Source organism: Roseibium alexandrii DFL-11 (assembly GCF_000158095.2).
Taxonomy (GTDB): domain Bacteria; phylum Pseudomonadota; class Alphaproteobacteria; order Rhizobiales; family Stappiaceae; genus Roseibium; species Roseibium alexandrii.
Genome location: NZ_CM011002.1, coordinates 2,537,097 through 2,560,640, shown reverse-complemented (window position 1 = coordinate 2,560,640; position 23,544 = coordinate 2,537,097). Strand labels below are relative to the sequence as shown.

17 protein-coding genes are annotated in these 23,544 nt (G+C 56.7%); 5 read left to right on the top strand and 12 right to left on the bottom strand.

Annotated elements, in window-relative coordinates:
- The 3 genes from SADFL11_RS11880 to SADFL11_RS11870 all read right to left on the bottom strand — a co-directional run bounded on the left by SADFL11_RS11880 (position 1) and on the right by SADFL11_RS11870 (position 3,668).
- Positions 1-1,977, bottom strand: coding sequence for a methyl-accepting chemotaxis protein (locus SADFL11_RS11880; RefSeq protein ID WP_081450563.1), 1,977 nt, complete (start codon positions 1,975-1,977; stop codon positions 1-3).
- Positions 1,978-2,126: 149 nt separating this feature from the next.
- Entirely contained in the window at positions 2,127-3,011 is an 885-nt protein-coding gene (locus tag SADFL11_RS11875; protein WP_008189046.1) for a thermonuclease family protein, read from the bottom strand.
- Between the two features lie 18 nt (positions 3,012-3,029).
- Positions 3,030-3,668, bottom strand: coding sequence for a S24 family peptidase (locus SADFL11_RS11870; protein ID WP_040451637.1), 639 nt, complete (start codon positions 3,666-3,668; stop codon positions 3,030-3,032).
- A gap of 219 nt (positions 3,669-3,887) precedes the next feature.
- On the opposite strand from SADFL11_RS11870, the gene SADFL11_RS11865 reads away from it, so the two are divergent.
- Both SADFL11_RS11865 and SADFL11_RS11860 read left to right on the top strand, forming a co-directional pair.
- Positions 3,888-4,232 (top strand): DUF952 domain-containing protein, encoded by a 345-nt coding sequence (locus SADFL11_RS11865; RefSeq protein WP_040453021.1) that lies wholly within the window; start codon positions 3,888-3,890, stop codon positions 4,230-4,232.
- Entirely contained in the window at positions 4,229-5,323 is a 1,095-nt protein-coding gene (locus SADFL11_RS11860) for a quinone-dependent dihydroorotate dehydrogenase (protein WP_008194084.1), read from the top strand. The genes SADFL11_RS11865 and SADFL11_RS11860 overlap by 4 nt, the downstream gene beginning before the upstream one ends.
- Before the next feature lie 133 nt (positions 5,324-5,456).
- On the opposite strand, the gene SADFL11_RS11855 is transcribed toward SADFL11_RS11860, so the two are convergent.
- Positions 5,457-6,806, bottom strand: a complete 1,350-nt coding sequence (locus SADFL11_RS11855) for an MATE family efflux transporter (protein ID WP_008193311.1) — start codon at positions 6,804-6,806, stop codon at positions 5,457-5,459.
- A gap of 119 nt (positions 6,807-6,925) precedes the next feature.
- Here SADFL11_RS11855 and SADFL11_RS11850 point away from each other — a divergent pair, with 119 nt between their 5' ends.
- Complete coding sequence (locus tag SADFL11_RS11850; RefSeq protein WP_008193752.1) at positions 6,926-7,867, top strand: histone deacetylase family protein; 942 nt, start codon at positions 6,926-6,928, stop codon at positions 7,865-7,867.
- Between the two features lie 2 nt (positions 7,868-7,869).
- Here the strand turns inward: SADFL11_RS11850 and SADFL11_RS11845 are convergent, their stop codons facing one another.
- The 4 genes from SADFL11_RS11845 to SADFL11_RS11830 form a co-directional block, all read right to left on the bottom strand.
- Positions 7,870-8,919, bottom strand: a complete 1,050-nt coding sequence (locus SADFL11_RS11845; RefSeq protein WP_008194818.1) for a hypothetical protein — start codon at positions 8,917-8,919, stop codon at positions 7,870-7,872.
- Between the two features lie 88 nt (positions 8,920-9,007).
- A complete protein-coding gene (locus SADFL11_RS11840) occupies positions 9,008-9,283 on the bottom strand; it encodes a DUF6460 domain-containing protein (RefSeq protein WP_008188590.1) in 276 nt (91 codons plus the stop codon).
- 686 nt (positions 9,284-9,969) lie between these two features.
- Positions 9,970-11,070: an AraC family transcriptional regulator gene (locus SADFL11_RS11835; RefSeq protein WP_134853005.1), complete on the bottom strand. Its 1,101-nt coding sequence runs from the start codon at positions 11,068-11,070 to the stop codon at positions 9,970-9,972.
- A gap of 165 nt (positions 11,071-11,235) precedes the next feature.
- Positions 11,236-13,446, bottom strand: a complete 2,211-nt coding sequence (locus SADFL11_RS11830; protein WP_008195968.1) for a 3-hydroxyacyl-CoA dehydrogenase NAD-binding domain-containing protein — start codon at positions 13,444-13,446, stop codon at positions 11,236-11,238.
- Between the two features lie 161 nt (positions 13,447-13,607).
- On the opposite strand from SADFL11_RS11830, the gene SADFL11_RS11825 reads away from it, so the two are divergent.
- Positions 13,608-14,363 carry an EAL domain-containing protein gene (locus SADFL11_RS11825; RefSeq protein WP_040453023.1) on the top strand — a complete coding sequence of 252 codons (756 nt, stop codon included), beginning with the start codon at positions 13,608-13,610 and terminating at the stop codon, positions 14,361-14,363.
- Between the two features lie 100 nt (positions 14,364-14,463).
- Here SADFL11_RS11825 and SADFL11_RS11820 read toward each other — a convergent pair whose 3' ends face one another.
- The 4 genes from SADFL11_RS11820 to SADFL11_RS11805 all read right to left on the bottom strand — a co-directional run bounded on the left by SADFL11_RS11820 (position 14,464) and on the right by SADFL11_RS11805 (position 19,048).
- Complete coding sequence (locus SADFL11_RS11820; RefSeq protein ID WP_008189118.1) at positions 14,464-15,672, bottom strand: acetyl-CoA C-acetyltransferase; 1,209 nt, start codon at positions 15,670-15,672, stop codon at positions 14,464-14,466.
- Positions 15,673-15,699: 27 nt separating this feature from the next.
- On the bottom strand, positions 15,700-16,338 hold the full coding sequence (locus SADFL11_RS11815; protein ID WP_040451638.1) for a glutathione S-transferase family protein: 639 nt from the start codon (positions 16,336-16,338) through the stop codon (positions 15,700-15,702).
- 105 nt (positions 16,339-16,443) lie between these two features.
- Positions 16,444-18,240, bottom strand: coding sequence for an acyl-CoA dehydrogenase C-terminal domain-containing protein (locus SADFL11_RS11810; protein WP_040451639.1), 1,797 nt, complete (start codon positions 18,238-18,240; stop codon positions 16,444-16,446).
- Positions 18,241-18,583: 343 nt separating this feature from the next.
- The gene (locus SADFL11_RS11805; RefSeq protein ID WP_008192637.1) at positions 18,584-19,048 is read right to left on the bottom strand and encodes a MerR family transcriptional regulator; all 465 of its coding nucleotides are present in this window, start codon (positions 19,046-19,048) and stop codon (positions 18,584-18,586) included.
- Between the two features lie 571 nt (positions 19,049-19,619).
- Between SADFL11_RS11805 and SADFL11_RS11800 the strand changes: the two genes are divergently transcribed.
- Positions 19,620-23,531 (top strand): peptidoglycan-binding protein, encoded by a 3,912-nt coding sequence (locus SADFL11_RS11800; protein ID WP_209002802.1) that lies wholly within the window; start codon positions 19,620-19,622, stop codon positions 23,529-23,531.
- Positions 23,532-23,544 lie beyond the last annotated feature (13 nt).

The following is a 23,544-nucleotide window of genomic DNA, read 5'->3' as shown; positions in this document are numbered from 1 at the left end:
TCAGTCCGCATCGTCAAAGAATTGAATGCCGGTCATCCCGGCATCAGTCCAGACAACATGTCCAAGGCGTTCCTGATCATCGATCATTACGCTCACAGTCATGCCTTTTTCAACGCCGATCAGTCCCTTCAGTGCTGCGCCTGTGCGGGAAACATTTTCAATTTCGACAGTCTGTGTTCTGCCATCGACCTGGGCTTGGGTAACCGCAGTCGTATCCTTTCGTGGAGATCGCCTAGCTTCGGCATCCTGGAGCTCATTTTCCATTGCTTTGGCCAGCAGAACCAACTTGTCCAACACAGCGTTACTCGCCGTATCCAAGTCTTTGAGCGCGTCAAATGCATCCTGCCTGCGGCCTTCCTCCGCCGCCAGAAGAGCCCGATGTCCAGCGTCATGAACTTCCTTGTGCGGAGCTACGAGGGCCTTGAAAGCTGGATGGTTGCGGACGCGGTCATTTTTGATGCCATCATACCATTTGCCAAGTCGGCAATGATGGTGATCAGGCATCACAGAAGATCCCCAATCGTCATGTCCGGTCACAGTATCGACGACCCGCTTTTTGAAGAGAACATGATCAATCCGTGCCATTTCAACCAATGACCGGTCACTGTCCGCGTCGAAGAAGCGCTTTGCATTGTCACTGAAGTGGGTGTTGCAATGCTGGAGCGTGGTTTGCATTTCGCCGAGTTGCAGGTCGGTGTTGCGATTGGATTCCGCGACATTCGATACGTTTCTTGCGATCTCGTGACTGGCTTCTTTTTGCTGACGCAAAATATCCGTGATCTGGATAGCCCGCTCAGAGACATTTCCAACCATCGTGTCAATCGACTGCATGATTTCATTGGCAGACGCGATTGCGCTTTCACCGTTTTGAACGGCGCCTTCTGATCCCTGAATTGCAGTTTGGATTGTTGCCATTCCTGCAGTCAGTGCATCAATGCGCTGTGCAATGTCTTCCGTTGCCTTGCCTGTTTGCGAAGCGAGTGTCTTCACCTCGGCGGCCACAACCGCGAAGCCCTTGCCGGACTCCCCCGCACGGGCGGCCTCAATTGTTGCATTGAGTGCTAGCAAGTTCGTCTGATCGGCGATCGATTGGATGACCGACAGGAACTCGCTGATCTGGTTTGCCGCTGTGTTGAGGTCTGACAGGCTTTGTGATGTTTCTCGCGAGGTTCGGGAAATGTCGCCGATCGCCTGGGACACCGCAGACATCTTGTTGAGACCATCTTTGGCCGCTTCATTGGTTTGGGAAGCTTCCTGTGCTGCGCCTTCACTGTTTTCCGAGATCTGTTCGATGGAGGCAACCAGCTGATCAGCCGCTGCCGAAATGGATTCCCCATTTACATTCGCTTCTTGTGTGTTGCGGGACAAGAGCGCCATCGCCATGACGATTTCATTCAGTTCGACGATATTGTCAGCCGTGATTTGAAGGTTGCGCAGACCTGTAGTTTCCCGCTCATGAATGCCGTCCAGCCGCTGTTTTTCGGTTTCGAAGGCGCGTTGCGCGAGGATCATGTCCAGAAAGAAACGGGTTACGAGTTCCTGGATGGACGAGGTCATGCCGCTCTGCGAGAAGCGGTGTTTGCGAATGAGCACCGGGATGGCTTCGTTCAACATCCGGCCAAAGGCCGACATCAACCATTCTGCTTCCAAGCCGATCCGCACATGAGCCTGACCGATGCGCGCGGCCTGACCGACGAACTCCAAGTCCGGGTCATTGTTAAAGATGTAATCCCAGTGTTTGCTCTGGGCGTTCTTTAACAACTTGGGATTGGCAGCGTTGGAGCCCATTTTTGCTCGCAGCTCCTCGTTTGCGAGCATGTCATTGTAGAACCGTTCCAGCATGTCGGGCATGGCAGATTGGAGATCCTTCCAGACCTTCTTCGACGCATGCGTGCTGCTGCCCTTTGGGGTCATAAAGTCGATGAACTTGCTGAGATTGGCTGTTTCGGAAGGCTTTACGGGCTTCGGCATCGACATTTTTGACGGGTCTTTCGCACTGCTAGTTAATTAACGTCGTTAACCTAGCGTGAGCCCCGTAAAAAAAATTCTAACAATCGAATGTGTGAACATTAGTTCAACTACCTATCGCCCAAGGTATAGGTGTTGTGTGGGTATAGGTTGGTTACTTACTCCACCTCTGGCTGTTCTTCTCCCGCACCAGAGTTCTCTGTCGTGCCGTCGGTAAGTGTCCGCAGGCTCCAGTCAACGACGTTAGGAGCGAGTTGCTCCAGATCGATTTCGTTGAGGGCGCTGGGTTCAGCCCAATCTGCTTGCGGAAGGTCTGTCAGCCACTCGGTCTGCCACTGGCCGATCTCCTTGGCTTTGGCTGCTTCTGCGAGTTCCTTGAATTCATCCGGGGCAGTTTCCAGCGGCGTTGCCCAGCCAAAGCGGACTAACTGCAAACTCAGATCGATTGCGCCTCTGGTACAGACCGCCGAAATTTCCTGGGGGGCCAGGTCTTCTTGTTTGACACAGCTGACTTTCAAGCGCCGGATGAGAGCGCGCAGAAAGGTTCTGGCCCGCATGCCGCAAGGCCACGAGGCCCCCATTTCTGTCTTGCAGGTGGCTTCCAAATCCAGCGATTCAATATGAGCGAGGCGCACTGTCAGGCGCCCGGACTTCAGATGTCCTGCATCCGGGACTTCGACGCGGACCAGTTCAAGCGGACCATCCGGGACTGGTTCGACCGGCGGGTTCAGGAGTTCCAGCAGCCGTTCGGAGGGCCCGACACGGGTAAGTTCACCGGTGACCTGAGGTGCAGACACACCGTCCGGCGACACATCCCGAATGGCATCTGGAGGGGAAGCGGCAGTTTGCTCTTCCTGCGGTGGCACACTCGGAGCAAGCGGAGCTGCATCATTCTCAGGTCTGGCCGCCACCGCCGGTTCGGTTTGAGAAGAGACGGTCTCCGGCTCTAGTAGGGCTGGCGGTTCCGCGAAAACAAGCCACGCCACCGCGCCGGCGAAAGCACCGACGACTGCAAGTGGGACGACCAGTGAGCGGATTTTCATATCCGGATTTCAACCCTGTTATTGGCTCGCCCAGATGATACGGGCTGTCCACTCAATTGCCGAGTGGAGAAGCGCCGCGTTCTCCGGATTGTCCCCGATTGTCTGGACTTGCAAGGTTTTCGGTGTTCGTTTCAAAAGCGTATAGACCGCAAGACCGCCTTCTGAGGGTTTTAAAACAATCCGGTCGCCGCGCCGGACCGCAGCGGACGGCGCAACAACAATCAGGTCACCTTTACGATAAAGCGGCAGCAAGGCGTCACCGGACACCTCAAGGGCAAAGATGTTCTGGGTGTGGTCGGTTGGAAAAACAATTGTTTCCCAGTGTTCTCCCGTTGGGCGGCCCGTGGTGTCGAACGCGTTTTCCTCATGCACGTTGGAAAAGCCGGCAACCGGCAGCGCAGACAGGGTCGTGGACGGCCTTAGTTCTGGGGCTTCCACCCGCCCGGCAAAACTTTTCAGGCTTTCACCGGTGGCCTCAAGGATCTTTGCAAGAGATTCGGTCGATGGCCACCGGGGACGCCCATCACCGGCAAAGCGTTTCGAGCGGTTAAAGGTGGTCGGATCCAGTCCGGCTCTCTTCGCCAGGCCTGACGGCGTCATCTCGTTGTAAGAGGCCAATGCATCAATGGCAGCCCATACTTTTTCGTGCGACAGCATCGGGGCCCGTCTCCCACCACCAATCAAACAGGAATAAATACCTTTTTTCCGAGTATGGTGAGTGCAGTTTTTTCTGTCAAAAAGCAAGAATGGCAGCACAGACAAGAGTGCACCGCTTGTCTGTCCGGAAGAGCATGAGTAGTGTCCGCCGGAATTATCCCGGACAGCGGACTTGTCTTACTTCGATGGACCCAACCCCGCATGGAGCGAAACCAGCGCATGACAGCGATCTTCAAAATTGTGCCCAAAACCATGTGGCAGGCAGCCGAACAATCTGGCGTATTTAAAGGAGCTCCTGTGGATATGGCTGACGGTTTCATTCATTTCTCCAGCGCTGAGCAGGTCCGGGAAACTGCTGCCAAGCATTTCGCCGGCCAGAACGATTTGGTCATCGTCGCGTTCGACGACACAAACTTTGGCGACCCCCTGAAATGGGAGCCGTCGCGAGGCGGGGCCTTGTTTCCGCACCTTTATTCCTACCTCGATCCAGCGTCGGCAGTTTGGGTCAGGGATCTTCCCCTCGGCGATGATGGGGCGCACGTGTTTCCGGAGCTGGCGGTATGAGCGGGACTGTCTTTGAGACTGTGGTCCAAAAGGGCCTTCAGTTGCTGGACGCGGAAGCAGCCCACCGCGTGACAATTTTGGGCCTGAAATCCGGCTTGGTGCCTTCGAGAACAAGCCCGGTGGATGCCCGGCTCGCCGTCAACCTTTGGGATCTGACCTTCCCGAACCCTCTTGGCATGGCCGCCGGGTTTGACAAGAACGGCGAAGTGCCGGATGCACTCCTGAAACTCGGGTTCGGGTACACGGAAGCAGGTTCCGTTACGCCGCGCGCTCAACCGGGCAACCCAAAACCACGCGTGTTCCGTTTGCCGAACGATCTTGGGGTCATCAATCGGTATGGCTTCAACAACGATGGGCATGGTGCTCTGCGGGGCCGCTTGAAAGCTCGGGATGGAGCTTCTGGAATTGTTGGCATCAATGTCGGCGCCAACAAGGATTCTGAAGACCGGAACGCGGATTACGTTGCCGGTATTCGCGAATTCGCGGAATTTGCCTCATACTTCACAGTGAATATTTCTTCGCCGAATACGCCGGGTTTGCGGGACCTGCAGGCACGATCCGCGCTGGCAGATTTGCTGACCCGCGTCATGGCTGCGCGCGATGAGGCAACTGCGAAAACCGGCCGCCAGGTGCCGGTTCTTTTGAAGATTGCGCCGGACATTGTCGAGGGCGACCTCAAGGATATTGTCGAAGAAGTCTTGGACAAAAAGGTAGATGGCCTGATTGTTTCCAACACCACGATTTCGCGGGAAGGCTTGAGCGGTGAGGGGCCTTTTCGGGAGACCGGGGGCCTTTCCGGCCGCCCGTTGTTCCAAAGATCGACCATTATGCTGGCGAAGGCACGCAAGATGGCGGGAGCGGATCTTCCGATTATCGGTGTTGGCGGTATCGACAGCGCAGAAACTGCCTGGGAGAAGATCCAGGCCGGTGCCGATCTGCTCCAGCTCTATTCCGCTCTTGTTTTCAAGGGGCCGTCGCTGATCGACGAAATCCTCACGGGCCTCACTGCCAAACTTGATGAAAAGGGATTGCCGTCATTGCGGGCCGCCCGCGATGCTAGCGTTGATGATTGGGCATCCAAAGAGCCGTAAACGCAATAACCGCTAGTTTGCTGAATTTGAAATTCGCAAACCACACTAGAAACACAAACTTGCTAGTCACCCTTTTGAATCTGAAGTTCGCACCGAGAGGGCTGCACAATGAGACGAACTTCAGTTCGGGTGACTAGCCGAAGGTTTCAGCAGCGCGGCGCTGGCAAACCGCCAGAAGTGTCAGGCCGCGCAGTCCGAGAAACAGCGAGATCGCCAGCCAGAGGCCGTGGTTTCCCATCAGCGGAAACAGCGCATGATAGGCGGCGATATAGACGGCGAGTGACACCAGCATCATGTTGCGCATGGTTCCGGACCAGGTTGCACCGATGTAAACGCCGTCCATCTGATAAGCGAGAACCCCGAGAAGCGGCGCGAGGATAACCCAGATCAGGTAAACTCTGGACAGTGCCCGGACGTCCTCATTGGTGGTTAGAAGGTCAATGATCATGTGGCCGAACAGGGCAAAAAACAGGGATAGAAGCGCTGCCATTGCAAAGCTCCACAGCGCCGTCAGTTTTAGCGCGCGGTCAAAGGCCTTGCGTTTCCGAGCGCCAACGGCCCATCCAGCCAACTGTTCTGCAGCTGTCGCCAGGCCGTCGAGGAAATAGGCCGCGATCATTATGAATTTTTGCAGGACGGCATTGGCAGCAAGCACCGCGTCGCCTTGATCGGCAGAACGGGCCATGAAGAAGGCGAATGCATAAAGCAGCGCAAAGGACCGGATCATGATGTCCCGGTTCAGCGCCATCATCCGCAATAAGAGACGTTTGTCGAACACAATCTGCGGGCTCGGCCAAGTGCCTGGTCGCGGGCGCGCCAGGATGATGGTCAGGCCGAAAACAGTGGTCGCGACTTCACTGAGAACCGTGGCGAGCGCAGCGCCTTCGACACTCCAACCCAGCCCCATGACGAACCAGATGCTGAGTACAATGTTGAGGCAGTTCAAAAACAGCTGCACCATCAGCCCGGTGCCAGCGCGTCCAAGGCCAATAAACCAGCCAAGGATCGCATAGTTGGCAAGAAGGAACGGCGCGCTGTAGATCCGGATGTCGAAGTAGCGCGTCGTTGCTGCCTGAACGCCCTCGCTTCCTCCAAGAAACCATTGCCCCGCCATGAGCAGAGGGACTTGGCATATGATCACCAGCGCGCCGCCGATCCCGGCAATCACCAAGGCCCGCAAGAAAGTCGCCCGGATTTCGTATTCGTCCCGTGCGCCAAGCGCTTGGGCCGTTAGGCCGGTTGTTCCAGAGCGCAGAAAGTTGAAGGTGGTAAAAACCAGATCGAAAATGATCCCGCCAAGCGCGATGCCGCCAATCAGGGCAGCGTCTCCGAGCCTGCCGATAACAGCCATATCAACAACACCGAGAAGCGGCGTCGACAGGTAGGCGAGCGTCATCGGCACCGCGATGGCCAGGACACCGCGATGGGTCACGGTCACGTCGGCCGCTGGGGCGGCGGTTTCGGTGGAAGTTGGGGAGGACATGCAAACGCTTTCGATTCAAGCTGCAGTCATCGCCTTGGAGCGGGGGCGCGTCAAGGGCACGCACGCGCATGGCGGTCATGTGGCTTTTCGGACAAGCGCTTTTGTCTATATTTGAGCAAATGACACTTCCGATCGTGCATCACCCTGCCTATTGTGCCGACCTTCCCGCCAACCACCGGTTTCCGATGGACAAGTTCCGTGCTGTCGCCGACCTTATCCGGGCGGAAGGGTTGCTTGGAAGTGGCGACTTCTACCGTCCTCGACCCGCGCCGTTCGAGTGGGTCGCGCTTGCGCATGATCCGGTTTATGTCGACCAGGTTTTCAATGCGGAAGTACCGCAAAAGATCGCCCGGGAAATCGGCTTTCCCATGCGCGCGGATATCGCGCTGCGGGCCCGGTGTGCAACCGGAGGCTCGGTTCTAACCGGCTATCTGGCTCTGGAGCACGGCCTTGCTTGCAACACGGCGGGCGGCAGCCACCATGCCCGGCGGGCACACGGGGCGGGATTTTGTGTTTTCAATGACGTCGCAGTTGCGTTGAAAGTCCTGCAGGCTGATGGTGCAATCCGAAAGGCATTGGTGATTGATCTCGACGTGCATCAAGGCGACGGAACCGCCGATATCTTTTCAGGTGATCCGGATATCTTCACGTTTTCAATGCATTCGGCCAAAAACTATCCGGTCCGAAAGGTGCCGTCGCATCTTGACCTTGCCCTACCGGATGCAATGGAAGATGCCGCCTACCTGACGGCTCTCCAAGAAGTTCTGCCTGATCTGCTGCGCCAAGAGGCATGGGATCTTGTCTTCTATAATGCGGGTGTTGATCCATATTTTGAAGACAGGCTGGGCCGCTTGGCCCTGTCACGAGATGGCCTGAAAACACGCGACCGTTATGTCATCGAGACTGTTCGAAGCTTAGGCGTACCGTTGGCTGGTGTGCTTGGCGGTGGATACTCAAACGACATAGATGAACTGGCGGACCGCCATGTGACCTTGCACAGAACGGCGCTATCGATTTGGGAAGCCGAAAGCCGGTCCGAAAGAACAAGTGTTTTGGGGTGACGTCAGACCACAACGTTTGTTTGGACCACGGGCGTTGTGACGCCGATAGTTGACCCGGTGACAGTTGTTTCTTGAAACTGACTTGCGCTCGTTCCGGCTTCAATGGCCCTGGGGCCCAATGTTTCCACGAACTCAGGATCATTTAGGTCATCCCGGCCGGCTTTCAATTCATCCCGGATCTCGTCCAGGTCATCTTCGGTTTCGTCATCTTTTTCCGCAAGCGCCTCCAGCCGTTTGGCCAGCATTTCGATATCATCGCCCACCTTACGCAACCGATCTTGTTCATCGCGCATTCCGGCGGTGCGGCTGTCTTTGTCTGCAGTCTCCGATTTGGCCTGCTGTTCAGCATAGGCGAAAACGCCGGCTTTCAACGCTTCGGTCTGGTCTTCCCGGGTTTTGGGTCCGTGCCCAGGGGCGTTCCCGTCCTTTTTGCCAGTGTATTCAGATGGTGTGCCAGTGTCCGTATTGGTGACGGCGGGTTCTGAGAGGCGCTCTGCAGTTACGGCTTGGACAGCGCTCGAACCGACGGCAACCTGATTTGAAGCGATTGGCGGCTGGGTTGGGCTGCTGAGTGTACTGGAAATCACGGAACTGACGGCGTTGGCCGTCGCGCTCTGGGAGCTGCCTGAGCCCCCTCCCAATTCTCCGGCGGCCTTTTTAAGGCCGTTGGCAGCACTGCTGAAGTCCTTCGAAATCTGCTTGAGTTCTTTGAGCAGTCGTTTTGCCTGTTCCGGTGTTGTAAACCGAAGCAATTCCTTCAGTTGCTCAATCCGCGCTTCGATGCGGGCCAGACGTTCTTCCCGAAGTGCATCCTTGTTGTCTTGCAGGGCGCGGGACATGCTGACGCTGGTTTCAACAGCGCCCTTGAAATCCTCAAGGAGACCCTGCGCTGCCTTTTGTTCTTCTTCAGTCAGTGGCGAGGCCGTGTTGCCGATTTGGTCCAATAGCGTTTCGGCTGTCCGGACAGACCTCTGTAAGCCTGAGCCATTGCTCTGAGGCCGCAACGAAAACTGCTGCTGGCTGGAATTCGAAACGATCGAGAAAACAGACATAAACCAATCCAGTATGAAACAGGTGATAGTGTCCCTTTGGGATGGTTAATGATCGGTTAAATTTCCCGGATAAAGTGTGTTGCCGGGCTCATCTGTTTTTCCCGACGGCAAGCAGCCTCAAGAGAATCCATATTGGGATGACAACAACCGCGCCCGCCACCAGATAGCCGCCAAGGCGTCCAAGCGCATGAAAGCCCATGTTCCACAGGCGCTCGACAAACTCTATGGCCATATGGACAAGGTCGATTGGGTTCAAATTAAGCGCGGCAAGAATGATACCAACAACAAAGGACAGGAACACCAGGCGCAACACAACTTGTCCGGGCGAGCCCCCCATGAAACGGTTCAAGTTGTTGTCGGACATCAGGTTCTCCAAAAAATGCTGTTTTACTCGCAATAGACGTAAGCGCCAAGATCAAGTCTTTCAATGTAAACATTTTCACTGAATGAAACATGAGAGCGAAAAACTCGAAACTGCAAACGAAAACACATCTCCGTTAACTATATTTGGTGTCGTAAATCGCAAAAATGTGTACGTAACAAGCTAATGACAAAAGGTCTGTTTTGCTCTAACAATGCCCTTGGAAGACTTACTTGGGCGTGTACAACCCACCCACACTCGTACGCGGTCAGCTTCCACGCCGGTTTGTGAAAGACAATAATCGCAGCTGTGTTTTAACAGGTCTGCGGAGCCCAACAGGCAATCAGGCGTAGCTGGGGATTGACGATGCACTCCGATCGGAGACGATTGGCGTCGGTCCGCACCAGTGCCGGGAGCTCCATTAGGCGTTTCCAGGTAAGGGAAAGTTTTGGCGCGGTAAGCAGGAGCCCGATCTGCTGCCGCGCTTCATTCTCTGCAGTGATGAAGTCTTCGCTGAGGCGCCTGCCTCTACATCCGCACCATGTTTTCTCAATGATTTGATCAGCAGTTCCAATTGGAACCGGTTTTGCCCTAGTTACACCAAGGCATTGAATGTTGCAGGCGTATAACCAATGAATTGCGCAAGAAGTGTCGAACTGCGCCCGATGCGCGCGCATTTTTCGGGATAATCAGGTCGGTTTAACAAGAGTATCTGGTGGAACAACTGATGAAAGCGGCGTCTCCAGTGCGTCGTCTTCCTCCGCACTCCGTGTCCGGCAAGCTGCCAGTTTTTCCCGAACCTTTCTTGGAGACTCGCCAAACCATAATTTAACGGCGCGCGAAAAAGTACTGAGTTCAGAAAAGCCTAAGAGAAAAGCGATCTCCTTCATTGGAAGGTCGGTGGAGCGCAAATACCGCTCTGCTGCGGATTTTCGGATCTCTTCGTTCAATTGTCTGTATGTCGTACCTTCCTTTGCAAGAAGGCGCTGGATTGCCCGTTGCGACATGCCGATTTTCGCCGCGATCTTTGGCAAAGCAGCCCCACCTTCAGACAGGCTAGCAGCGATTTCGTTTGCCAAGCGTGAGATCGGAGAGACCATCTGCCCGAACTCATCCAACTCCTGAAGCGCTGATTTCAAAATGATTTGGTAGAGATGCGGATCCTGACGCCGCAAAGGCCTGTTGAGCAACGCCTTTGGTAAGCTGATTCGGTTCGTGGGAGCACGAAACTGGATGCGGCCCTGATACTTTTTTTGAAAGGCAGATGTCTTTTCTGGCGGGTAGGTTGCGATTTCAATGAGTATTGGCGGGACATTCATGTCGAGCGCATGTTCCAGCTGCCGGGCTGCCCAGCCTATCCGGGCAAACATGTTTTGCCGCCACTCCCCGCGTCCCTCCAGGCTGGGCCATTCGATAAAGGCCCCGGTTTCTGTTTCTTCGAACTTGATCCGGTAGGCATTCGTACGGATCTGGATGAACCGGACCCAGGCCTGACACGCATCACGCAAAGACGGCGCGCAGGCAAAAACGTAGTCGAATATGGAAAAACTGCCGACATCCAGCTTGTTGAACATGTCGAACATGATCGCGTCGTCGTTCAGAGACTTCGCGACGTACTCAAAGGTGCCATGCCAAGCCGTTATGGGAACGATACCCTGCGGATCATCCAGAGCCTGAAGGTCAAAGTTATACACTTTGGCAATATGAGCCCAGTCCAACCTGTCGTTTGGACAGACGTCCCGCAAGACACGCAGCACATCCGCGCGCGCCCACTCTCCGTCAAGCGGCATTTCCCCTCCAAGCAAACCTTAAGGTCTTTTTCTTACCTCCACTTTGCATGAGGCGGCATGTGGGATCAAGTCGCGTCGTATTTTGCAAACACGAATGTGATCGGAAAAGAAAACGCCGCTTCCCAGAGAAAGCGGCGTTGAAAGGTGCAAGACTGCTGCTTTTTATCAGGCAGCGTCTTTGACGGCGACTTCGCCTTTGGGTGGGAATCGACCATAGAAGGTTTCATTGTCTTTGGCCATTTCACGCAGCAGCTTGTTTGGCTTGAAGCGTGGTCCCCACTTGCGGGTGAACTTCTTGCAAAGTTCGACAAATGCAGTCGTGCCCATCATGTCAATGTAGCTGAGTGTGCCACCTGTGTAAGGGGCGAACCCAAAGCCGAGGATCGAGCCGACATCGGCCTCGCGCACGTCGGTGAGACAGTTTTCTTCAAAGATCCGGGCAGACTCCAGGGCCTGCATGACGAGCAGACGCTGCTTGAGTTCTTCAATATTGAAGCTGTCGGCCGATTTCGGTTGGCCAACGACGTCCGGAATGCCCGGCCACAGGCTCTTGTCCTTGCCGTTGTAGTCGTAGAAACCCTTGCCGTTCTTGCGGCCAAAGCGTTCCCGTTTGACAACCATCTCTTCCAGGATGTTGTCGAGCGGGCCTTCAACGTATTTGACGCCAAGATCCTTGCGGGTTGCCGATACGATCTTCCAGGCAAGGTCCAGTGCCACTTCGTCACCAAGAGACAGCGGACCAACCGGCATGCCGGCCATCTTGCCAGCGTTTTCGATCATTGGCGCTGGAATACCATCGGCCAGCATCATCAGGCCTTCGCGGATATAGGTCATGACAACGCGCGATGTGTAGAAACCGCGGCTGTCGTTGACGACAATCGGTGTCTTCTTGATGGCCTTGATGTAGTCGAGTGCCATGGCAAGAGCCCGGTCGGACGTCCGTTTGCCCATGATCACCTCGACCAGCATCATCTTGTCGACCGGCGAGAAGAAGTGGATGCCGATGAAGTTCTTCGGGCGCTTGGAGGCTTGCGCCAAAGACGTGATCGGTAGCGTTGAGGTGTTGGACGCATAGATTGCCCGTGACTTCATCACCGCTTCGGCTTTTTCTGTCACTGTCTTCTTGATCTCGCGATCTTCGAATACGGCCTCAATCACTAGATCACAATCGGCGAGTTCCTCGTAATCCGCGGTCGCCTGAATGCGGGACAGGATCTTTGCTTTTTTGTCTTCGGTAGAACGGCCGCGCTTGACAGCCTTGGAGAGCAGGTCTTCGGTGTGGGCCTTGCCCTTGTCAGCAGCTTCCTGGTCGCGGTCAATCAGCACCACATTAATGCCAGCTTGCGCGGTGACATAGGCAATGCCCGCTCCCATAAAGCCGGCGCCGAGGATGCCAACTTTTTTGATGTTGTTGGGGCGTTGGTCGATGGGGCGGCGTGCGCCTTTGTTCAGCTCCTGCATGGAGACGAACAGGGAGCGGATCATGTTGGCGGCTTCCGGGGTCTGCAGGACCTTCGCGAAGTAGCGGCTTTCAACCTGAAGAGCGAGATCCATCGGCAGTTGCAGGCCTTCCACGACCGCATGCAGCAGGTAGCGGGCGCCCGGGTAGTTGTCGAAGGTTTCGCGGCGGTAGATCGCGTTTGCAGCCGGCCAGAACTGGAAGCCCGCAGGGGAGTAGATGTTGCCATTGGGGAGCTTGAAGCCCTTCTTGTCCCATGGCTTGACGGGATCAATACCGGCTTTCAGCATCTTCTTGGCCGCGGCAACCAGCTTCTTGGATTGGGTCACCTCATCGACCAGCTTCAGCTGCTTTGCCTGTGGTGCGCGCAGCGTCTTGCCCTGCAACAGGAACTGCATGCCCTGCTGGCCATCGGCCATGCGCATGACACGCTGTGTGCCGCCAGCACCCGGGAACAGGCCGACCTTCACTTCCGGCAGACCCATTTTCAGATCTTCGTCGGCAACACGGGCGTGACAGGCCAAAGCCAGCTCGGTGCCGCCGCCCATGGAGGTGCTGTTCACGGCTGCAACAAACGGTTTGCCGCACGTTTCCAGCTTCCGGTAAACGAGGGTCAGTTTGCGGGAACCTTCAAACAGCGCCTTGGCGGCTGCTTCGGGGTCTTTCGCGCGCTGGACGTGGAAGTCTTTTAAAAGACCTTCCAGCATGGTCAGATCTGCGCCACCGGAAAAGGCGTTCTTTCCGGAAGTGATGACAGCGCCCTTGATAGCGTCATCGCCAACAACCTGATCGACGACTGCATCGAGTTCTTCCATGACGCTGAGATCGATGACGTTCATCGATTTCTCCGGCATGTCCCACGTGATCAGGGCAATACCGTCTTCGTCGGTTTCGATCTTGAAGTTCTTGTAATCCATCTGTCTCTCCCTAATCAGTGGAAGGTTGTTTCGTTTTTATGCGCTCTTTCCCAATGAGAAGCGCGAAAGTTCAAGCTTTTGTTCCCCGGGTAAGGATTTGGAAGTTCAAGCCCGTTAGTGTCCGCTCCAGACACTTGCGGCACGGCCGGGAAGGGGACACCATGTCTTGCGACGGATGCAGGGGCGGGAACGAAATCGATTTCGACTTCACGATGGCCTTCCAACCGATCGTGGACATCAAGGCCCAAAAAGTTTGGGGCTACGAAGCTTTGGTCCGCGGGATGTCCGGCGAACCGGCTCCCACAGTTCTTTCCCGTGTGACGGACCAGACAAAGTACAGTTTCGATCAGCGATGCCGGGTTAAAGCCATCGAGTTGGCTGCCCGCCTTATGCCCGCTGACTGCATCTTGTCGATCAACTTCATGCCGAACGCGGTGTATGAGCCGCGCGCCTGCATCAGAACAACTCTTGTTGCCGCCGCCCAAAGCGGTTTTGACTTGCGCCGGATAAACTTCGAGTTCACCGAAAGTGAACGCGTAGCCGACCCGGCGCACTTGCAAGGCATCATCGCCGAATATCAGCGGCAGGGTTTCTTGACCGCGATAGACGATTTCGGCGCTGGTTACGCCGGACTGAACCTGTTGGCGTCTTTCACTCCCGACATTGTCAAGATTGATATGGGCCTTGTCCGAGACATCGACAGCGATTTCACCAAGCGCGCCATTGTACGGGGTGTCACATCCATCTGCCGCGACCTGGGCATTTCCGTGCTCGCGGAAGGCATTGAGACCGATGGCGAATTGCATGTCCTGATGGACCTCGGCGTCAATCTTATGCAAGGTTACCTGTTCGCCCGGCCTGAGCTTGAGACGATGCCCAAGGTGGCATTTAGCGAAACGCTGGTTGCTGCCCAATAGGGTTTGACAGCCGAGCCGCCCAGATCCATCGTTGCCACGGTGGGCTGAAAGACCGCCGTGCAACCTGACGTGTGTTGGATGGAGCCGGGCGCTCATTGTGTCAGACCCGTTCGATGATGGTTGCTGTGCCCATGCCGGCACCGATGCAGAGTGTGACCAGCGCAGTGTTCAGATCGCGGCGTTCCAGCTCGTCCAGAACTGTTCCGAGGATCATCGCACCGGTCGCGCCGAGCGGGTGCCCGAGAGCAATCGCGCCGCCGTTGACGTTGACCGTTGCCGAATCGAGATCGAACGCCTGCTGGTAACGCAGAACGACGGACGCAAAGGCTTCGTTGATCTCGATGAGATCGATGTCCTTCATCTCCATCTTCGCATTCTTCAGTAGCTTCTCGGTCACGTCCACCGGTCCGGTCAGCATGAGTGCTGGTTCGGAGCCGATGTTGGCGAAGGCTTTGATGCGCGCGCGCGGCTTCATGCCGATGGAGCGGCCGGCTGTCGAAGAGCCGATAAGGACGGCCGCAGCGCCATCAACGATCCCGGAGGAGTTGCCGGCGTGGTGAACGTGTTTGACGTTTTCCACTTCCGGATGGGCCTGAATGCCAACCGCGTTGAAACCGCCCATGGCACCCATCATTTCGAAGGACGGGTTGAGAGAGGCGAGGGACTGCATGTCAGTCTCAGGACGCATGTGCTCGTCCTTGGCCAGGATCGTGATGCCGTTGATGTCCTTGACCGGAACGACGGACCTGTCGAACTTGCCGTCTTCCCAGGACTTGCCCGCACGCTTCTGGCTTTCCACGGCATAGGCATCGCAATCGTCACGGCTAAAGCCGTATTTCGTTGCGATCAGGTCAGCGGAAACGCCCTGCGGCATGAAGTAGGAGGGAATGGCAACCTGCGGCTCGATCGGCCAGGCGCCACCTGATGCGCCAAGGCCGACACGGCTCATGCTTTCCACACCACCGGCGATGACGAGCTTGTGCTGGCCGGACATGACCTGAGCGGAGGCCATGTTGACGGCATCAAGGCCTGAGGCACAGAACCGGTTGATCTGCATGCCTGGTACTGACGTGTCATAGTCCGCTGCGAACACGGCTGCACGGGCGATGTCGCCGCCGGCTTCACCGACGGGATCGACACAACCGAGAACCACGTCATCAACCTTCTTTGTGTCGATACCGTTTCGGTCCCGGATGGCTTCCAGCGCGGTGGCAGCCAAGCGAACGGCTGGCACTTCGTGCAGGGCGCCGTCCTTTTTGCCACGGCCGCGCGGGGTGCGCACGTGGTCGTAAATATAGGCTTCAGGCATCAAATCCTCCTCTAGATCAGGCGGGCCTCACGCGGCGCTTGGCAAAGGGTGGCCGGGCATGAGGTCATAAGGATGTTTCCAGCCGGGTTGGGACTTTATGCGGCCCAGCCAGGCGGTCACGTTTTGGTAGTCGTTCACGTCGATGCCGAGTTCGCCCTCGTAAAACAGGTAGCTGCAGAGGGAAAAATCGGCTGTCGTCAGTTTGGAGCCGATAGCGAAATCGTTTTTCGCCAGGTGCTTGTCCAGAATGGCCAGCGCGCTTTTGGCCCGCCCATCCAGGAACTTCACCACGTCTGTTTCACCGGTCTTGATAAGCGTGCGCATGAACCGCAGCGGGCCGATCATGCCGGACACTTTCTGATTGTCGAAAATTGTCCAGCGTAGAATTTCGCGGCGTTCTTCGTCGGTGTCCCAGCCGAACTTTCCAAACTTCTCAACGAGGTAGTCCATGATGACTGCGGACTGGGTCAGCGTCTCATTGCCATGAACAAGAACCGGAACTTCGCCCATTTCGTTCAGCGACGAGCGGAACTCTTCGCTGCGCGTTTGGCCGTTGAAGAAATCGACCCAGGACGCTTCCCAGTCGGCCCCGCACAGCTCCAGCATGAGCGCGACCTTATAGGAATGCCCGGACTGGGCCATGCAATGAAGAACGAATTCAGCCATATCGATGCTATCTCCCTGACAAATATGCTTGAGGCGGGACTATACCGCCCCAAACAGATTTTGCGCGGGTGAATGTCCGGCCCGGCTGTCACCGGGCCGTTCGGCTTAAAATGCCTCGGCGCTGACCGACATCATGGTGTCAGAACCTGTTGAAATCCGAGCAAGGTGCGCCGCGGTCTCAGGCATGGTCCGTTCCATGTAAAATGTACCGAAGGCCAACTTGTCGGAGAGCCACTGCTCCTTGCCGTTGGCGCCGTTCTTCAGTGTCTCCTTGGCCGTCTTGGCGATCTTGGCCCACATGTAGCCGAGTGCAACGAGGCCGAAGAGATGCATGTAGTCGGTCGAGCCGGCCCCGGCATTGTCCGGATTCTTCATGGCGTTGTTCATGAACCACATGGTTGCCGCCTGCAGATCATCGACGCCTTTCTTCAGCGGGCCGATGAATGCGGTCAGGTCTTCGTTGTCCTTGTTTTCTTTCAAGAACGTGTTGACCTCATTGAAGAAGCTCATGACCGCGCGGCCGCCATTTGCCGGAAGCTTGCGGCCCACGAGATCCAGCGCCTGGATGCCGTTTGCGCCCTCATAGATCATGGCGATACGGGCGTCGCGAACAAACTGCTCCATACCCCACTCGCCGATATAGCCGTGGCCACCATACATCTGTTGGGCATTGACCGCGTTTTCGAAACCGATGTCGGTCAGCACACCTTTGAGAACCGGTGTCATCAGGCCCATCATGTCGTCAGAGAACTGCTTGTCCTTGTCGTCTTCGGAGCGATGGGACACGTCGCCGTGCAGCGCGGTCCAGATGACCAGCGCGCGGGCTGCTTCATTGAAAGCCCGGATGGACATCAAGGTACGGCGGACGTCCGGATGAACGATGATCGGATCGGCGGCCTTGTCCGGGCTTTTGGGACCGGTGAGTGCACGGCCCTGAATACGGTCTTTCGCGTAAGTCACGGCGTTCTGGTAGGCAACTTCCGACTGCGACAAACCTTGAACGGCCACACCGAGGCGGGCTTCGTTCATCATGACGAACATGGCGCGCAGACCCTTGTTTTCTTCGCCAACGAGCCAGCCGGTCGCATCGTCATAGTTCATGACGCAGGTCGCATTGCCGTGGATCCCCATCTTGTGTTCGATGGAGCCGCAAGACACACCGTTGCGCGCGCCGCTTGTGCCGTCTTCGGCAATTTCGTTCCGCGGAACGACAAACAGCGAGATGCCTTTGTTGCCTTCCGGGGCACCTTCGATACGGGCCAGCACCAGGTGGATGATGTTGTCCGACATTTCGTGTTCGCCGGCCGAGATGAAGATCTTGGTGCCGGAGATCTTGTAGGAGCCATCGGCTTGCGAGACGGCTTTGGTGCGAATAAGTCCGAGGTCCGTGCCGCAATGCGGCTCGGTGAGATTCATCGTGCCGGTCCATTTGCCGGAAATCATGTTCGGCAAGTATGTCTGCTTCTGCTCATCCGTTCCATGGGTGGTCAAGGCCGCAATCGCACCGGCGGTCAGTCCCGGGTACATGGAGAAGGCCATGTTTGCAGACGAAGCAAATTCATTGAAGATCGTAGCCAGCGTGTGCGGCAAACCTTGTCCGCCGTAATCCGCATCAGCGGCAAGAGTTGCCCATCCCCCTTCGCAAAAAGCGTCGTAAGCTTCCTTAAAGCCTTTTGGAACGGAAACAGTGCCGTCGTCGTTCCGTGTGCAGCCTTCCTGATCGCCAGACTGGTTGATTGGCTGGAGGACTTCCTCTGTAAACTTTGCGCCTTCCTTAAGAATGGCTTCCACCAGATCAAGCGGTGCGTCGGAAAAACCCGGCAGGTTGGAATAGCGCTCGTATCCGAAAACGTCTTTCAAAAGGAAAAGGGTATCATCAACCGGTGCGGAGTATGTCGGCATGGAAATCCTCCCAGATTTGCCGTCAGATGCTTTGCATGACGTTTCCGTAAACGTCACCTTGGGCATCTATATACGCGCGAAATTCTAAGGCGACAAGGGGGTGTCGTTACGGAAGCATAGCCCAAAAAACGAGCTGAAAGGCATCAAAAGTTGGTTTTTTGTGGTGGTGCACGCATTAAACCGGTGCGTGACGCTACGTTTTTCAGCCTATTAGATGGCGATGGAAAATACACTCAATGAGATTAGAGATAAACATATCCCACATAGATTGCGTGAAAAAAGGCCGGCATTCCGCTCAAGAATGCCGGGCTCGATCTGCCGCTAAAGGAGAAGATTAGCCAAATCAGGCTTCTTCAGCTTCCTTTTGTTTCAGCATGCCGGAAACGATCTCGACGGTGCGTGAGAGCTCTTCAATGGCTGTTTCGATGTCCTTGCGCTGGTTCTCAAGAACCGCGATCTGCTCGTTGAAGCGGGAAAGTGCGACCCGCAGCTGCGTAACCTGTCCATCGCGCAGGTCATAAAGGTCCAGCATGTCCCGGATCTCAGAAAGCGAAAAGCCAACCTGCTTGCCCATAAGAACCAGTTTCAGACGTGCCCGGTCCCGGCGGTTATACACCCGGTTCATGCCATCGCGCTTCGGATTGATCAGACCCTTGTCTTCATAAAAGCGAAGTGTCCGCAGCGTGCAGCCAAATTCCTTCGCCAGATCGCCGATCGTGAATTGAGTCTTCTTGCTGCCGTCGTCTGAGGCTGCAACCACATCGACCAGCTCATCGTTGTTGTTCAAAATCGAAAGCGCTTCGCTCATTTTGCTTGTTCTCTTGCTTTGCTCCGCGGCCAGCGGGCTGCCGTTTCAACTTGAAAAGACCCAATGCAGACCGCGAGTTCACTCGCATAATGGACTGTCGTGCGCGTATTCCGGCGCGGGTTCTTCTTGAATTCTTGTGCACTGTTTAGCTTACGTTTGCGTCACCGTCTAGTCCGGGCCACCACGTGCTGTCAGATTTGCGGAAGGCAAGGCGAACGATTCGATATTGTTTGTGCATATCCTGAATGATCAGCCGCCGTTCAGAGCGCGGAATCGCATTTGGCAATGCGAGTTAACTGCCTGTTTACCCTAAGTCGACAAAGTCTTGGAAAATGCTGGCCCGCTTTCCGGCCTTCGTCGGACACTGTTCTCAAGCCAGCTCCTTTAAGTGGTCTCAAGACCAACAGCCCAGGGTCAGGATATGCCGGCTAGAAACAAACACCAGGCAGGACGCCGCGGCCGAGATGTGTATGACAGTCTAGATCGGAACGATTTGCCTCACCGTGAACCCGCGCGCGCCCGGATTGAAAGACTCACCCGAACTGCAACTGCTCTCGGCGGATATGATCGCATGTATTCTGGTGAACACGGGCCGGAAGGGGATCTGGATGCTGTTGCAGATGAGCTGGACCGTCTTCTGTCCGAACAAGCCGAGCGGGAAGCACCAAAACGTGGGCGCGGGCGTTCGCCCCGTCCAACTCCTCGCCGGGGCCGGGAGCGTGCGCCAGACGCTGGTATTGATGATGTCATGGGAGCGTTGGACCGTCTCGACCAGCAGGTTCAGGGGCTCGCAGGTGACGAAGACTATGCAGACGAATATGAGCGTGCGCCGTCCCGCAGCCACCGCGCTGGCCGTTATGCCATCGACGCTTTGGACGAGTCCGATGCCTACGGTGATGATGACGGCTACTATAATGATGATCCATATGCGGATGCGGATTATGGCGACGAAGATGATGTTTATTATCAGCGGGCACCCCGCCGCAGTTCGATCGCCAGCCGTAACGCGTCCATGCACGCCTACAAAGATTTGGGACGCCGCATTGATGCGCTGAGAAAGCCGCAGGAACAAGCCCTGGCGCATGTTCGCGAAGAACTTGGGTCTCTGCGGGACGCTCTCGGCGGAATTTCGCGCGGCACGAACGAGACGGTCAATCGTCAGAATACAGAGTTGCGCCGTTTGGCCGACATGGTGGACCGGCTGCGCAATGACAAAAAGAACGATCAGCTTGCAAAAGAGATCCGGAAGGAAGTCGCCGAGCTGAAGTCTCTGGTCGGCCGGACCAATGTGGAAGGCGCTCTTCAAACGCTGGAACACGGTTATGCGCACATTTTGCAGCGGCTTGACGAATTGTCCCGAGCCTCAGTTGACCCGCGTGTCCTGCGCAGCGTCACCGTTCGGCTGAATGAGATCGAAGACGCCTTTGCAGCCCTGCCGCGTTCTGAGCACATGATGGTCCTGGAGGACCGTGTCGTCTCGATTGCCGAACGTATGGAAGAACTGCTTCAGCGCAAGGATCATGCTGAGATCGAACCCTTGCGCGCGGAGCTGCGTGAAGTGCGCGGGTTTGTCCAGCAGATCGATGTAAAGGGTCTCGTTGAAAGCATCGACGACCGAATGAAGTTCGTCTCCAACCGGCTGGATGATCTGGAAACGCTGGCAAAGGAACAGCGCGGCCTCGACAACCGGCTGTCCGCAATGGAACAGCGGATGCCGGAGCCCGAGACGATCACAAGGCTTCAGGGTCGGCTTGAGGACATCGTCGGCATGATGGCCGATGACCGTTCGGCGCCTGCAGATCAGGAGCATCTCGCGCAACTGGATCACCGTCTCAATGACATCGTTGACCGCCTTGAGCGGATGGAGCAGGCCAAACCGATCCAGTCGGGCGATCCAGGCGCATTCGACGCGTTGGGAACACGGCTTGAAGCGATTTCGACAAAGATCGACGCGATTGAAAAACGTGCGGCCCGCCCGGTCATTGCGCCCGTAGCAGCTGCACAAAGCGCTTCCGGCGCGGACACCGAGTTTTTCGCGCAGATCCAGGATCGGTTGAACGATCTGACAACACGGCTCGATCAACCGAAAGACACCGTTACAACGTCGGATCTCGATAAGCTGCGTTCGGAGATCACGGCGATGCGCGAACGGGTCGCGCAGCCAGCGTCGACCGATGTGCTCGAGCAACGGATCTCCGATCTCGCACAGCTTGTGACCAAAGGTGGAGGCAAGGTCGACGACAAGGGCCTCGAAGTTCTGGGCGCCAAGGTCGCTGCTCTGGCCGAGCAGATTGAGACATCCTCCTCCAACGCTCAGAATTCGGATCAGATCTCTTCTGTTCTAGAACGCATTGAGGCGGGGCTCGCCGAAACGCGCTCTGATGTGGCTGGCATTGCGCGCAAGGCCGCCCAGGAAGCTGTGGCCAATGCACCAAAAGCAAAAAATAGCGAGTATGACGCCGCGATCTCGTCGCTGCAGAACGACCTCAAGCGTCTTTTGGATGCTGCCGAAGGCAGCGAGGAGCGGACCCGCAATACGTTCGACGGTGTAAAGTCCGTTCTTGGATCCGTTACCGAACGGTTGGACACCTTGGAGCGTGCTGAACCAGGGCCGAAACAAACATCCGACCCGTCACCGGAGCCGTCTGGTGGCTTGTTCTCGCCGATTAAGGTTGCCGAGCGTCCTCCACTCTTTGCGAAGGCCCAGCCGGACTTGGCTCAGAACAAGGCCCTGGCTGAGCCGGCTCCGCAGCCCGTTGAAGACACGCCGGAACCCCCGAGGGACCGCAAGGCCGACTTTATTGCTGCTGCCCGCCGGGCCGCCCAGGCTGCATCTGCTGAAGCGGCTCAGCTTGAGAAAAAGAAACCTGCCAAGGAAGAGGCAGAGAGCGCCGACGAAGAACGTGGCAAGGCGCGTGTCGGCTGGCTTCGCAACGTGTTGAAGCGGTCTCCGGCCGAGAAAGAAGAAGCCGTTGACGAGGCGCTGGAGCTGAATACGGCTGATATCAATCCGGCCGAAGTCGAGCAAAGCGAAGAACAGACGACTGTTCTGGCGGGAGACCGGGTTGCTCCCGAACCTGCCCAGGCGTCCGGTGGCCGCCGCCGCGCGATCCTTTACACCGCAGCAGCTGTCGTCCTGTTGATGGCCGGCTTCTACGTCACACGCGGCGCGCTCTCGCCGTCTGATACGTCGCCGCAAGTGGCTGCAGTTCCTCAAGATGAGGCCGTTGTGGGCGCGGCTGCACCTGCAAATCCCGCCGAGGAAGCTGCTTCGAATGTTGCTGCTTCTGATCCTGAAACGGTTTCCGAAGGCGAAGTGGTCTCAGACAGCCCTCCACCGGTCGCGGCGAGTGATCCAATGCCTGCGATTGAAGGCTCCGTTGCGTTGGCACCGCCTGCAACAACCCAGCCGCCCGTGGCAGTTGAAGACCCGGCCCCGACAGCAGCTGCCGCGTCCCAGTCATTGGAAGCCGAGCCTGGTGTGGCGTTTGCACCGCCAAGCGGCGTTGAAAACAGCTTCGGTGCAGCGCCTGCGGGTGTCTCCTCTGGGTTCACTGCGGCCAGAGAAGCTGAACCGGCTGCTGGCGAAGCGGGCGCAGCATTGCTGGCCAGCCTGCCGCCGGAAGGCGTTGGACCCATGGCACTGCGAAGCGCTGCTGCCAGTGGGGACGCGGCTGCAGAATTCCTGATCGGTGTGAAGTACACTGAAGGCGATGGTGTTGCTGCCGATCTGGAAAGGGCGGCCGCCTGGTATCAAAAGGCTGCCGACAAAGGGCTTGCCCCGGCGCAGTACCGGCTCGCCAGCCTCTACGAAAAGGGCCGCGGGGTCCAAAAGGATCTGCCGAAGGCAAAGGCCTGGTACACACAGTCCGCTGAGGCCGGCAATGCCAAGGCAATGCACAACCTTGCAGTCTTTTTTGCCGAAGGCGGCGGCGGACAGCCGGATTATGCGTCGGCGGCCAAGTGGTTTGAAGACGCTGCCAACTATGGCGTCAAGGACAGCCTGTTCAATCTCGGTATCCTCTATGCCGGTGGCATCGGCGTCGATAAGGATCTGATCGCCAGCTACAAGTGGTTTGCGATTGCTGCCGACCAAGGTGATCCGGAGGCTGCCAAGCGGCGCGACGATGTTGCCAACATGATGGATCAGGAAACCTTGGCGAGCGCCCGCCTGGCGGTTGAAGGCTTCAAGCTGAAAACACCGGATCCGGCCGCAAACAAGGTGACGCTGCAGCCTAGCTGGACAGAAGGGTCTGCCCTTCCGGCCAGCAATGCGTCCGTGACCGCCGTCGACAACTCGGCGCTGATCCGCGAGGCGCAGGACAAACTCAACTATCTGGGTTTTGACACCGGCACACCGGACGGCCAGATGGGCCCGCGCACACGCAGCGCGATCCGGGCTTTCCAGCGCAGTCTGGGCCTGCCGGAGACGGGTCAAGTGGACAGCCGGTTGATAGATGAGCTGAAAAGCCAGGCCATCTGACAAACCGCCGTGG

Bases quoted from the DNA above. Each gene is read 5' to 3' on its own strand.
- SADFL11_RS11880 (WP_081450563.1), bottom strand. From the start codon at position 1,977: ATGTCGATGCCGAAGCCCGTAAAGCCTTCCGAAACAGCCAATCTCAGC.
- SADFL11_RS11875 (WP_008189046.1), bottom strand. From the start codon at position 3,011: ATGAAAATCCGCTCACTGGTCGTCCCACTTGCAGTCGTCGGTGCTTTC.
- SADFL11_RS11870 (WP_040451637.1), bottom strand. From the start codon at position 3,668: ATGCTGTCGCACGAAAAAGTATGGGCTGCCATTGATGCATTGGCCTCT.
- SADFL11_RS11865 (WP_040453021.1), top strand. From the start codon at position 3,888: ATGACAGCGATCTTCAAAATTGTGCCCAAAACCATGTGGCAGGCAGCC.
- SADFL11_RS11860 (WP_008194084.1), top strand. From the start codon at position 4,229: ATGAGCGGGACTGTCTTTGAGACTGTGGTCCAAAAGGGCCTTCAGTTG.
- SADFL11_RS11855 (WP_008193311.1), bottom strand. From the start codon at position 6,806: ATGTCCTCCCCAACTTCCACCGAAACCGCCGCCCCAGCGGCCGACGTG.
- SADFL11_RS11850 (WP_008193752.1), top strand. From the start codon at position 6,926: ATGACACTTCCGATCGTGCATCACCCTGCCTATTGTGCCGACCTTCCC.
- SADFL11_RS11845 (WP_008194818.1), bottom strand. From the start codon at position 8,919: ATGTCTGTTTTCTCGATCGTTTCGAATTCCAGCCAGCAGCAGTTTTCG.
- SADFL11_RS11840 (WP_008188590.1), bottom strand. From the start codon at position 9,283: ATGTCCGACAACAACTTGAACCGTTTCATGGGGGGCTCGCCCGGACAA.
- SADFL11_RS11835 (WP_134853005.1), bottom strand. From the start codon at position 11,070: ATGCCGCTTGACGGAGAGTGGGCGCGCGCGGATGTGCTGCGTGTCTTG.
- SADFL11_RS11830 (WP_008195968.1), bottom strand. From the start codon at position 13,446: ATGGATTACAAGAACTTCAAGATCGAAACCGACGAAGACGGTATTGCC.
- SADFL11_RS11825 (WP_040453023.1), top strand. From the start codon at position 13,608: ATGTCTTGCGACGGATGCAGGGGCGGGAACGAAATCGATTTCGACTTC.
- SADFL11_RS11820 (WP_008189118.1), bottom strand. From the start codon at position 15,672: ATGCCTGAAGCCTATATTTACGACCACGTGCGCACCCCGCGCGGCCGT.
- SADFL11_RS11815 (WP_040451638.1), bottom strand. From the start codon at position 16,338: ATGGCTGAATTCGTTCTTCATTGCATGGCCCAGTCCGGGCATTCCTAT.
- SADFL11_RS11810 (WP_040451639.1), bottom strand. From the start codon at position 18,240: ATGCCGACATACTCCGCACCGGTTGATGATACCCTTTTCCTTTTGAAA.
- SADFL11_RS11805 (WP_008192637.1), bottom strand. From the start codon at position 19,048: ATGAGCGAAGCGCTTTCGATTTTGAACAACAACGATGAGCTGGTCGAT.
- SADFL11_RS11800 (WP_209002802.1), top strand. From the start codon at position 19,620: ATGTATTCTGGTGAACACGGGCCGGAAGGGGATCTGGATGCTGTTGCA.